This window comes from Morganella sp. GD04133 (genome assembly GCF_029835375.1).
In the GTDB taxonomy this organism is placed as follows: Bacteria; Pseudomonadota; Gammaproteobacteria; order Enterobacterales; family Enterobacteriaceae; genus Morganella; species Morganella morganii_B.
In genome coordinates this window covers 16,894-28,192 of record NZ_JAODZS010000045.1, presented here as the reverse complement: position 1 = coordinate 28,192, position 11,299 = coordinate 16,894, and the positions used below count along the sequence as shown (strand labels likewise).

The window sequence follows — 11,299 nt, the reverse complement described above, 5'->3', positions numbered from 1 at the left end:
CGAAAAAAATTCCGTTTGTATTTTATTCCCCGGAAGGTAGATTGGATAACTGATCATTTCAATCCGGCAGAAAATACAAAGGAGCATCGTTATGGCTGATCCAACCTATATCCCGCCTCAGGTGTGGGAATGGAAACAGAAAAACGGCGGAAAATTTGCCAATACCAACTGTCCTGTTGCCGGGGCGACACATGAAAAAGCACTGCCTGTCGGTAAACACCCGTTGCAGCTTTACTCGCTGGGAACACCAAACGGCCAGAAAGTGGCTATCATGCTTGAAGAACTGCTGGCGGCGGGCGTCCGTGAAGCGGAATATGATGCCTGGCTGATTGATATCGGCGAAGGTGACCAGTTTGGCTCCGGGTTTGTTGATATTAACCCGAACTCAAAAATTCCGGCTTTGGTCGACAGAAGTGGTGAGAAACCGGTACGGATCTTTGAATCCGGCGCAATTCTGACGTATCTGGCAGAAAAATTCTCTTTGTTCCTGCCGGAAACACAACCTGAACGGGCTGAAACGCTGTCATGGTTATTCTGGCAGATGGGATCTGCGCCATTTGTCGGCGGCGGATTTGGTCATTTCTATGCGTATGCACCTGAAAAATATGAATATCCGATTAACCGCTACGCGATGGAAACCAAACGCCAGCTGGATGTCCTGAACCGCCAGCTCAGTCAGCATGAATTTATTGCCGGTGATAACTACACCATCGCGGATATGGCGGCCTGGCCATGGTACGGCGGGTTAGTGCTGGGTACGTTGTATAATGCGGCGACATTCCTGTCTGTCAGTGAATATCCGCATGTGATCCGCTGGGCGAAGCAGATAGCGGCACGTCCGGCTGTTCAGCGCGGACGCCGGGTTAACCGCAGCGGCGGAGAGCCGTCAGACCGGTTTATCCGTGAACGTCACGACGCATCAGATCTGGACTGATATTTCACGCTGTCCCGGCGGAGTGTTTTCTGCCGGGAAACATATCCGGATTGTTAGTGCGGTTCCGGTAATTTAAAGGCCGATACCATCTGTGCGAGCTGTTCGGCCTCTCTTCTCAGGATTTGTGTCCGTGAAGCGGCATCATCAATTAATGTGGCATTCTGCTGTACCGTGGTATCCATCTCAGAGACTGCCATCGTTACCTCAGCCAGCCCTTTGCTCTGCTCTTCACCGGCAACACGAATATCACTCATCAGCTGTCTTACCTGCAACACATCCATCACCAGGTCTGCCAGCGTTTCTCCTGCTTCATGCACCTGATTACTGCCGGTTTTGACATTCTGCACAGACTCATCGATCAGTGCCTTAATCTCCTGTGCTGCCTGTGCGCTGCGCTGAGCGAGTGATCTGACTTCGGTTGCCACCACGGCAAAGCCCCGCCCGGAATCTCCGGCGCGTGCAGCCTCGACGGCGGCATTCAGTGCCAGAATATTGGTCTGGAATGCAATACTGTCGATCACCGACACGATCTCAACCATTCGTCCGGATGATGTACTGACGCTGTTCATTGTCGAAATCACATCACGCATCATATCCCCGCAGCGGCTTGCGGTTTGTGCGGTGGTTTCCGCCAGCTCATCGGCCTGATGGGTGTTCTCACTGTTCTGACGTACTGTCGCGTTAAGTTCTTCCATCGCGGAAGCACTCTGCTCCAGTGCCGCCGCCTGCTGTGTGACCCGTGCGGATAACTCGTTATTATTATCAGCAAGATTAACGGTATTTCCGGCTACAACAGAACTGCTGCTGCGCACGGTAAGCAACATGGATGAGATTTTATCGGCAAACAGATTAAATGCCTGTGAGATAGCGGAGATCTCATCGGCACCACGCACTTCCATCCGCCGTGTCAGGTCGCCTTCTCCGTGCGCAATATCATCGAGGGCTTTACGGGTCTCATCGAGGCGGGTGATCAACCTGCGGACAACCAGCCAGGAGCCCAGCAACAACAGCGCCATAATCGGCAGCAGGGCTTCCAGTACATCCTGCATCATCACTTTTGCCAGCCCGGTGATCCGCTCTTCCGGTGTGACAAGACCGATAACCCATCCGGTATCAGCCATCGGGAACAGCATCACCTGTGAAGCGGTGTTCAGCTGTCCGTCATTATCAATGCGGATACTGTCGATAGCGGATTGCTCAGAATGCGCTTGCTTCAGGCTTTCCGCCACCGGCACCAGCCAGGCTGATTGTGCGGCCAGATCATCAAAGGTTTTGAATTGTTTGCTGTCATCACCCGGAAAATAGATCAGTTGCCCCTGGCGGTCTGTCACAAAAGCATAGCCACCGGTGCTGTTGCCATATTGCTGCATAATGGCGGCGATATTATCCAGGCGGATATCCGTTGTCGCGACACCGGCAAATTTTCCGTCGGTTTTGTACGGCACACTGCAGGTCACCATATTCACACCGGAAACAGCATCTCTGTAAACATCTGACCACAAACAGCTTTCCGTGGATTGCTCACGGGCATTCCTGTACCAGCTTTCATTGTGATAATTGCCGGCACCCGCTGTATTGTACTCATCAGAAAACACCAGTTCCCCGGCCGGATTCCGTGCCCAGAAAAAGCTGCGTTTCTCAACGCCCGGCGTAAATGCCCCCGGCTCCGGCCAGATACCGCCGCCGGTGATCAGGTTATTGCTTTCAATCAAATTGGGCGGGATATAGCGGTACAGTGCCTCATCATTGGGCAGCACTTCCGCCAGGCGCGCCAGACTGACGGTTTTTCCGTCCGTCTGAGATAAAATCGTGCTGACCCGGGATGTCAGGCCGCGTCCGGTTTCTTCAATTAATGCAGTATTAATTTCCACAACGCGGGGCTGACCCCGCCACAGCATAACAACAATGATAATGGCAGTGGTGACAGCGAGAAGCAGGATGCCCCCGATGGTCAGACGGGTTGAAATGCGGGACGGATACCAGGACATACAAAACTCCCGAAACAAAGAAGGGTATATTTGAGTTATCGGCGGGGTGACTTATATCTTTATGATGTTTTATTGAACAGATGAATGGATGGCGGATATCTGTGGCGGGGATCGCACTTTCGTCATTTTATGATGTTCTTTTATCCGCAGTGGTATTTCAGAAAACAGTATTTTCATCCGCAGTGCTATGTTATGTTATGTTATAACATATTTTACCAGTGTGAGATAATCTGTGAACTTAATCAGAAAAATGAATACGTTACTGCTCTCTTTCTTATTTTTGCTGATGTTCAGTCCGCAGACACTTGCACACCCGCACAGTTTTATCGATATGGAAACAACGCTGGTAACAGAGAATCAGACTCTGACCGGGATTGATTATGTCTGGAAAATGGATCCGATGACGTCCGCAGATATTCTGTATGATTTGATGAACACCAAAGAAGACAGCCCGCAGTGGAAGAAGCAGGCGGCTTCTGTCATGGCCAATATCATTGCGCAGTCTTATTTTTCCGAACTGAATTATCAGAATAAAAGGCAGCCTTTTAAGCTCTTTCCGGACACCTACCGGATGACGCGCGAGGGATTGCAGATTGTCATGTCATTTCGTATCTCACTATTGCACCCGATACCCTTAACCGGCAGCACCATTGAGCTGAAAACGTATGAGCCGACTTTTTTTGTCAGCATGACCTACAACGGCAAACGCGCGGTTCACCTCTCTCCGCCGGATGTATCACGGTGCCGGCTCATTTTCACCGAAGCAGAGCCGTCCGATACCCTGAAAGATTATGCGCTGTCGCTGGATACCGGCGATACCCCGGATGATGATCTGACGCTCGGTCGCCAGTTCGCACAGCAGATCACCTTACATTGCCCGGAGTGAGATAACGGATGACATCATATTCACGGATTATTCTTCAGCTCACTATTGTGCTTATTGTTTTATCTGCCGGTGGGTTACTGTACAGTCAGTGGCCGTCATTGCTGCATGTCAGTGCGGGATTACAGAAGGAACTGAATTTTGAAATGGCGTCACTGATTCAGAAAGTCGTATCTGATCCGCTGAAAGCGGGCGGGCTTCTGACCTTTTTCAGTTTTTTATACGGCTTATTGCATGCTCTGGGGCCGGGCCACGGAAAAATTATCCTGTCTGCCTATATCGCCACACATCCGGCAAAATTACGCCACAGCGCGCTGTTAAGTATTCTGGCCTCTCTGCTTCAGGGCACGGTGGCTGTTGTTCTGGTCTCTGTTGTGTTATTTATATTAAATCTGTCAGTACGTCAGTTAAATAATGTCAGCCAGATAACAGAGAAAGCCAGTTATGCATTTATTATTCTTTTCGGCGGCATTATTATTATCCGTGCATTACGCCGTTTATTTATCAGACCACCGGTCAATAAGCCAAAAATAAAAACAATCAGTGTATCGGATAATAAACCCCGGGCTGTGTTAAAACCGGTTTCTCTGCAAACCGGACAATCTCAGATATGTGGTTGCGGTCATCAGCATGTTATGCCCGGAAATAAAATCACCGGTAACTGGCGGACACAGGCTGGTATGATTCTGGCGATGGGCAGTCGCCCGTGCTCAGGCGCATTATTGGTTTTATTGTTCTCGTCAGTTATCGGTGTTTTTCACTGGGGGATTATTGCCGTATTCGCAATGGCATCAGGAACCGGTATTACCCTTTGTGTGATAGCCTGGTTTGTCCACAGTATGCGCTTTCTGGCTCTGCGCCTGTCCCGTAACCCGGCGCGAAAACCAAACCGGTATTATGGCGATATTCTCCGGCTGATCGCAGGCGGGATATTTATTATCGCCGGTATATTAATGTATCAGACGGTCAGTATGCCCGGAACAGGTTTTTTTACCCGCTGACGGCCCTTATATTGCCATAATATATAAATCATTATTTACGTTAATATAGTAAACCCCCGGCTGTTTTGGTGTAGCGCAGCGTTATCTGTCAATAAGAACACATTAACACACCATCAAAGATGAAGTCATTTACGTGATTATTCTTTAGTAATGAGGGGGTTGGTGATTTATTTTGATGAATTCAGAACACTATTGTCACTATGAAACTAAAGTCAGATGATTTGACAAGTCAGGATTAAGGGATAATAGTTATTAAACAAATTAATGGTGATTATGCTCACGACTCATTTCTGTTTATCAGACCAGAGAATGTCATGGCCTTTGGTTCGCAGATAAAAGAACTGATGTTATTAACTATATCAGGTGGATAGTATGACAGCGTCTGGTGCCGGAAAACTGACTTTATTGGGTTTTTTTGCGATTACTGCCTCTATGGTCATGGCGGTATATGAATATCCGACATTTGCAACATCCGGTTTTAGTTTGGTTTTTTTCCTTTTATTAGGCGGGTTATTGTGGTTTATTCCGGTCGCTCTTTGCGCAGCGGAAATGGCAACGGTGGAAGGCTGGGAAGAGGGTGGCATATTCGCCTGGGTTTCTAACACACTGGGTGAACGCTGGGGGTTTGCTGCTATTTCATTTGGTTATCTGCAAATTGCAATTGGTTTTATACCTATGCTCTATTTTGTATTAGGGGCGTTATCGTATATCCTTAACTGGCCTGAACTGAATAATGACCCGATCGTTAAAACTATCGGAGCGTTGGTTATATTATGGATACTGGCATTTACTCAGTTTGGCGGTACAAAATATACAGCAACTATCGCTAAAATAGGTTTTTTTGCCGGTATTTTGTTACCCGCGCTCATTTTGGTATTCCTTGCTATACATTATCTTGTCAGCGGTGCGCCTTTAGCGACTGAAATCAGCGTATCGACTTTTTTCCCTGACTTTACAAAAATAGGTACATTGGTTGTTTTTGTTGCCTTTATATTGAGTTACATGGGAGTTGAAGCCTCAGCAACACACGTTAATGAAATGGAAAATCCGGGAAGAGACTACCCGGCGGCGATGTTTTTACTGATGATAGCGGCTATTTGCTTAAGTTCAATTGGCGGATTATCGGTCGCGGTATCCATTCCGGTCAGTGAAATCAATCTGTCAGCCGGTGTGGTACAGACATTCAATGTGCTGGTATCAAGTTTTAATCCTGCGCTGGAGTGGACTGTCCGTATTATTGCAGCACTCTTATTATTAGGTGTCCTGGCAGAAATAGCATCATGGATTGTAGGGCCATCCCGCGGGATGTATGTTGCCGCCCAAAATGGTATTTTACCGAAAAGCTTTGCTAAGGTGAATAAAAATGGCGTGCCGGTTACGTTGGTGATTTCACAATTACTGATTACAACCATTGCCATCATCGTGCTGACCAACAGCGGCGGAGGCGGCAATACGTCTTTCCTGATCGCATTAGCGCTGACCGTTGTTATTTACCTGTGCAGTTATTTTATGTTGTTTCTCGGGTATATGTATTTAATCTGCAAACAGCCTGAAAAAAAACGGGTGTTTAATATACCGGGTGGTAAAGGTTTTAAACTTGTTGTGGCGTCTGCGGGTTTTATTCTGTCGGTTCTTGCTTTTGTTGTTTCTTTCTTTCCGCCAAGTTCATTACCGGACGGTGCAGGCAGTGAATCCTATGTGATGTTGCTTGGTGTCAGTTTTGTGGTTATTTTTCTGTTGCCCTTTATTATCTATGCATTTCATAATAAGCAAGGTAAAAAAACCGGGGTATCAATGATACATATTAAAACGCATAACGCGCCGGCAGGTCATTTCTTTATCCATCCCCGGGCACGATCTGCATATCATTTGGTTCATGATGATAAAAAAGATTAAAACGAGTGAAATATAAAACGGATAAGGCCACCATTGGTGGTCTTATCCGTTTTTACCGTGATGTAATAAATATTAAAAAAACGGACAACCCGTATCCTTTTCGTACTCTTACAGTGAATAGTGTATACTGCACGGTAAGCAATTTATTCATGGTTAATTAAAATGAAAGAAAAAGAAAAAGCACAAATCAAGCTTCTCAGCGACCGTTTAGATCTTACCCGTCACCAGATGGAAAATATGCTGCAAAAGAATGAAACGGAAAAGTATGCAGAACTTGAGAAAGAAAAAGCCGCGCTGGAGACTGAAATTGCCCGTCTGAAGGAACTACGCAGCAGGAAACTCAGCAAAGAAGCGCAAAAGCTGGTGGATATGCCGTTCAAACGTTCTATCACCAAAAAAGAACAGGCTGATATCGGCAAGCTGAAGAAAGCGGTGCGGGGCCTGATCATTGTTCATCCGATGACGGCATTGGGCCGTGAAATGGGACTGGATGATATGACCGGTTTTTCCGGGACTGATTTTTAGTCAGAAAATGAATCCGCAGATGCCGCAACGTTTCTGATCAATACTCCGCACTCAGGCAGTAAACATCGGTTTCAGGAACCGGTGTTTCCTCCGGTTACTTATCAATACGGACAACGATCCCTGAAAGTGAACGGGATTTTTTACCGGAATACTGACAGGACTCCCTGATACCCGAAAATGTTACGGGTAAAAAAAGATAATGATGTATTCTCAGAAAAGAGAACGAATTTGAATTTTGACTATATTTTTATTTATGCCGTATTGGGTTATCGGGTATGCTTTTTATAGCTGCAACGGAAACCACAAAGGCACCTGCATATGAAAATAGTAATAATATTTTTATTCGTCTTAATAGTAACCGGATGTGATTCACATGAAAAGATTTATGGCCACTGGGAAAATATAGATGCCAGATGCCGTAGTTTGTGTTCTTTTTCTATAGAAAAGCACGATAACAAATACTCAGATTCAGTCATTACCTTTGATAAACCACAACCGCCATACGCAAAAAGTAAACCTTTTATTCGTGATAAAAAACATAAAAACAGATATCTGGCAAAAGGTGAGAACGGTGATTTCTTATTTGAGCTTTATAAAGACCGTCTCTATGGTGCTGATAATTCTATATATGAAAAAACAAATCCCAAATAGCGCTCTCTGACGGTATATCATGCCCTTCATATTTTGCGTACCGCATATTGGGTGCGCAAAATGTCAGCCTGATAAGAACGTCCTGTACGCCTTGCAGTATAAAGGATTAATAACGATTAGTTACATTAGAGTTCGCAAAAAAAAAATGAAAATTTGCTAAGGTAGCCGACCGTTAAATACCGGGTTATTACCGGGTAAATTGCGAACCATCGATCATCACATTTTTAAATAAGGGCTTTTATGGCACATCCGATTTATCTGACGTTAACCGGTAAAATTCAGGGACTGATTTCTGCGGGATGTTCATCCGTTGATTCAATAGGAAACCGTTATCAGGCCGGACATGAAGATGAGATCCTGGTACTTAATTTAAACACAGGAGCATCCCGGGCGCAAAATGCCACCTACAAAGAACTGATATTCACCAAACCGATGGATAAAGCGTTTCCCCTGCTTTACTCCTGTGTTGATAACAACGAAATACTGGAAGCGACTTTCAAATGCTACCGGACAAGCCAGCACGGACAACTTGAAGTCTACGCCACATATAAGCTGACCGGCGCATCACTGGTTAGCGTTGATGATGTTAACGCTAACTTAGTCAGTGAAGGCAGCGAAGACCCTTATCAAGTCGTCAGAATGAGATACCAGTCCATTTCAAGGGAACACCTGAAAGCCAGCACCTCAACATACAGTATTAACAGCGAACTGATTTAACCGGCTATGATAAAGGATATGTGCTATTCACACATATCCTTTGAAATAATATATTTTGTAGGTGCATGAATGGATTTTTTATGACACTTAACATAACCGCGTGATGTTAAATCATACTCAACATAAAAAGAAAAAAAGAAGCTAAAAACAATTCCGAATATGGACATCATCGCGAGTGAGTTAGTTGTTTTCTTATTTATTTTCATCTCTCTTTTAAATGTTCCTTTTTGTTTTCGATACCCGATTACAATCATCCAATATGATACCCACACAAGCAAAGGAACGGAAAAAATAATCAATCCCAGCGGAAATGAATATGAAATAATGTCAGATTTAAAAAAGTAATTAATATAACTACTTGCCGAAATATATGTGCCAATCGGTAAAAAAAATATTATTATAGCTGAAGCTAAATACATATTAGCTGGTTTAACATCACCCACAATAGCACCTGTTAAAGTTAGTAAAAAAATTAGCCGAACCGATGAAAATTCGTGAAAAAGGTATCAGCGTGATGCCGTTCCTCTCCGTCAGCCCGTGGTTTGTGCTGTTTTTTTAGCTCTCTGATAATAGATTCACTTATTCCGAACTGCTCATATAATAAAATTGAAATAATAATACCATTTGAAAGCCAGCGCCTCAACATACAGCATTAACGGCGAACTGATTTAACCGGCAATGATAAAGGATATGTGTTATTCACACATATCCTTTGAAATAATATATTTTGTAGGTGCGTGAATTGATTTTTTATGACATTTAACATAACCGCGAGATGTCAAATCATACTCAACATAAAAGGAAAAAAAGAAACTAAAAATAATCCCGAATATGGTTATTGCCGCGAGTGAGTTGGTGATTATATTATTTATTCTCATCTTTTTTTTTAATTTCCCTTTTTGTTTGCGATACCCGATAATAATCATCCAATATGAAGCCCACGCAAGTAAAGGACAGCCAAAAATAATGAATCCCAGTGGGAATGAAAATGAAATTATATCAGATTTAAGAAAGTAATTAATATAACCACGTACCGAAAAATATGCGCCAAATCCTATAGCAAAAAAAAGGAAAGCTGAAACTAAATACATTTTAACTGGTTTTATCTCACTCACAGCAGCACCTATTGAAAGTAGTAAAAAAATTAACCGAACCGATGAAAGTTCGTGAAAAAGGTATCAGCATGATGCCGTCCCTCTCCGTCAGCCCGTGGTTTGTGCTGCTTTTTAAGCTCTCTGATAATGGATTCACTTATAACGAACTGCTCATCCAGTTCATATAATAAAAGCGAAATAATAATACCATTTGAAAGAAATTACCTCAATATACAGCATTAACAGCGAACTGATTTAACCGGCAATGATAAAGGATATGTGTTATTCACACATATCCTTTGAAACAATATATTTTGTGGGTGCATGAATGGATTTTTTATGACATTTAACATAACCGCGTGATGTTAAATCATACTCAACATAAAAGGAAAAAAAGAAGCTAAAAACAATTCCGAATATGGCTATTGCCGCAAGTGAATTGGTAATTTTATTATTCGGCTTTGCCTTCCATTTTAATTTCCCGTTTTGTTTTCGATACCCAGATATAATCATTAAATATGATAACCACAAAAACAAAGGAAGCGAAAAAATAAAGATCCCCAGGGGGAATGAAAATGAGATAATATCGTTTTTAATAAAGTAATCTATATAGCTTTTTAGTGATCCATACGCTCCAAATACGCCAATAAAAAAAAACATTGCGGAAACAAAATACACTTTTACTGGTTTGACATCACTCACTTAAGCACCTGTTAACGTTAATAAGAAATTAGCCGAACCGGTGAAGGTTTGTGAAAAAGGTATCAGCATGATACCGCCCTTCACCATCGGTCCGTGGTTTGCGCTGCTTTTTAAGCTCTCTGATTATTGACTCACTTATACCAAAATAATCGTCAATCTCGTATAATAAATACGAAATACCAATACCAGCAATAAATATTACCGCAGATACAACGATAATACTTCCGGAAGCAATTCCAGCAGCGGTCATCAATATAGGGACAGCCACCGCACTTAACTTTATGCTTATTATAAGCTTCGCCATATCCATTGTCACATTCACAAAAAAATTCGTCAGCGTATATTCATCTTTAAATATCAGCTCAACCACACGATACGCCAGAGAATACACAATTGAAAACCGGGTTGCTTTGATTGAAACATCATTCTGCCCTTGGGTTCCAATGCCCATAAACAATATTTTTGCGTTATCAGCCAGATACTTGGTCCCGTTAAGAAAAGCCCTCACGCCAGGACGACCGGACAGACGGATATATACATTACCATTTTTCCCGACGTACTCAGTGGCTTTAACACCAAGACCACCGAATTCATGAATAATACGGGAAAGACGGGCTGATTCATAAACGTTACCGGCAAAATTGGAAACAAAATCACCAACACCAAATACGGCATCTTTTGCCGACGAAAAAGGATTTGATGTATTCGTGTTTTTTAAAACATACTCCGCTTCCTCAACTGTAATCAGCGCGGCAATATTATCGTCATCCTCGGTCTCATCCATTATTTTCCGAATTTTTGCCAATTCATTCCGATCGTTTGCGTCTCTTGAAAGCCCGTTAATAATTCCGGTGTAATTCTTATAATGCATTATAACCCCTTAGTAATTTCGCTTAGGATATAATACA

The 11,299-nt window shown here is 43.5% G+C and carries 12 protein-coding genes; 7 read left to right on the top strand and 5 right to left on the bottom strand.

Annotated features, from left to right (window positions below; genetic code table 11):
- The first annotated feature begins 91 nt into the window (after nucleotides 1-91).
- Nucleotides 92-934: a glutathione-dependent disulfide-bond oxidoreductase gene (gene yghU / locus N7387_RS18570; RefSeq protein WP_279800641.1), complete on the top strand. Its 843-nt coding sequence runs from the start codon at nucleotides 92-94 to the stop codon at nucleotides 932-934.
- Nucleotides 935-987: 53 nt separating this feature from the next.
- Here yghU and N7387_RS18565 read toward each other — a convergent pair whose 3' ends face one another.
- Nucleotides 988-2,922, bottom strand: a complete 1,935-nt coding sequence (locus tag N7387_RS18565) for a methyl-accepting chemotaxis protein (RefSeq protein ID WP_279800640.1) — start codon at nucleotides 2,920-2,922, stop codon at nucleotides 988-990.
- 250 nt (nucleotides 2,923-3,172) lie between these two features.
- On the opposite strand from N7387_RS18565, the gene N7387_RS18560 reads away from it, so the two are divergent.
- From N7387_RS18560 to tssD, 6 genes are all read left to right on the top strand, one after another.
- Nucleotides 3,173-3,808, top strand: coding sequence for a DUF1007 family protein (locus N7387_RS18560; protein ID WP_262861111.1), 636 nt, complete (start codon nucleotides 3,173-3,175; stop codon nucleotides 3,806-3,808).
- Nucleotides 3,809-3,816: 8 nt separating this feature from the next.
- Nucleotides 3,817-4,806: a nickel/cobalt transporter gene (locus N7387_RS18555; RefSeq protein WP_279800639.1), complete on the top strand. Its 990-nt coding sequence runs from the start codon at nucleotides 3,817-3,819 to the stop codon at nucleotides 4,804-4,806.
- A gap of 372 nt (nucleotides 4,807-5,178) precedes the next feature.
- Nucleotides 5,179-6,702 carry a glutamate:gamma-aminobutyrate antiporter gene (gene gadC / locus N7387_RS18550; protein WP_279800638.1) on the top strand — a complete coding sequence of 508 codons (1,524 nt, stop codon included), beginning with the start codon at nucleotides 5,179-5,181 and terminating at the stop codon, nucleotides 6,700-6,702.
- 162 nt (nucleotides 6,703-6,864) lie between these two features.
- Nucleotides 6,865-7,227, top strand: coding sequence for a YibL family ribosome-associated protein (locus N7387_RS18545; RefSeq protein WP_045138597.1), 363 nt, complete (start codon nucleotides 6,865-6,867; stop codon nucleotides 7,225-7,227).
- 318 nt (nucleotides 7,228-7,545) lie between these two features.
- The gene (locus tag N7387_RS18540; protein WP_279800637.1) at nucleotides 7,546-7,878 is read left to right on the top strand and encodes a hypothetical protein; all 333 of its coding nucleotides are present in this window, start codon (nucleotides 7,546-7,548) and stop codon (nucleotides 7,876-7,878) included.
- 240 nt (nucleotides 7,879-8,118) lie between these two features.
- Nucleotides 8,119-8,595: a type VI secretion system tube protein TssD gene (tssD, locus tag N7387_RS18535; protein WP_279800636.1), complete on the top strand. Its 477-nt coding sequence runs from the start codon at nucleotides 8,119-8,121 to the stop codon at nucleotides 8,593-8,595.
- Between the two features lie 23 nt (nucleotides 8,596-8,618).
- Here tssD and N7387_RS18530 read toward each other — a convergent pair whose 3' ends face one another.
- The 4 genes from N7387_RS18530 to N7387_RS18515 form a co-directional block, all read right to left on the bottom strand.
- Nucleotides 8,619-9,038: a DUF1240 domain-containing protein gene (locus N7387_RS18530; RefSeq protein WP_279800635.1), complete on the bottom strand. Its 420-nt coding sequence runs from the start codon at nucleotides 9,036-9,038 to the stop codon at nucleotides 8,619-8,621.
- 252 nt (nucleotides 9,039-9,290) lie between these two features.
- Entirely contained in the window at nucleotides 9,291-9,710 is a 420-nt protein-coding gene (locus N7387_RS18525; RefSeq protein WP_279800634.1) for a DUF1240 domain-containing protein, read from the bottom strand.
- Between the two features lie 261 nt (nucleotides 9,711-9,971).
- Nucleotides 9,972-10,391, bottom strand: coding sequence for a DUF1240 domain-containing protein (locus N7387_RS18520; RefSeq protein ID WP_279800633.1), 420 nt, complete (start codon nucleotides 10,389-10,391; stop codon nucleotides 9,972-9,974).
- A 28-nt stretch (nucleotides 10,392-10,419) separates the two neighbouring features.
- Complete coding sequence (locus N7387_RS18515) at nucleotides 10,420-11,262, bottom strand: hypothetical protein (RefSeq protein ID WP_279800632.1); 843 nt, start codon at nucleotides 11,260-11,262, stop codon at nucleotides 10,420-10,422.
- Between the last annotated feature and the right edge of the window lie 37 nt (nucleotides 11,263-11,299).

Excerpts from the sequence above, each read along its gene's own strand:
- N7387_RS18545 (WP_045138597.1), top strand. The coding sequence starts at position 6,865 with ATGAAAGAAAAAGAAAAAGCACAAATCAAGCTTCTCAGCGACCGTTTA.
- N7387_RS18555 (WP_279800639.1), top strand. The coding sequence starts at position 3,817 with ATGACATCATATTCACGGATTATTCTTCAGCTCACTATTGTGCTTATT.
- N7387_RS18565 (WP_279800640.1), bottom strand. The coding sequence starts at position 2,922 with ATGTCCTGGTATCCGTCCCGCATTTCAACCCGTCTGACCATCGGGGGC.
- N7387_RS18540 (WP_279800637.1), top strand. The coding sequence starts at position 7,546 with ATGAAAATAGTAATAATATTTTTATTCGTCTTAATAGTAACCGGATGT.
- yghU (WP_279800641.1), top strand. The coding sequence starts at position 92 with ATGGCTGATCCAACCTATATCCCGCCTCAGGTGTGGGAATGGAAACAG.
- gadC (WP_279800638.1), top strand. The coding sequence starts at position 5,179 with ATGACAGCGTCTGGTGCCGGAAAACTGACTTTATTGGGTTTTTTTGCG.
- N7387_RS18560 (WP_262861111.1), top strand. The coding sequence starts at position 3,173 with ATGAATACGTTACTGCTCTCTTTCTTATTTTTGCTGATGTTCAGTCCG.
- N7387_RS18515 (WP_279800632.1), bottom strand. The coding sequence starts at position 11,262 with ATGCATTATAAGAATTACACCGGAATTATTAACGGGCTTTCAAGAGAC.
- tssD (WP_279800636.1), top strand. The coding sequence starts at position 8,119 with ATGGCACATCCGATTTATCTGACGTTAACCGGTAAAATTCAGGGACTG.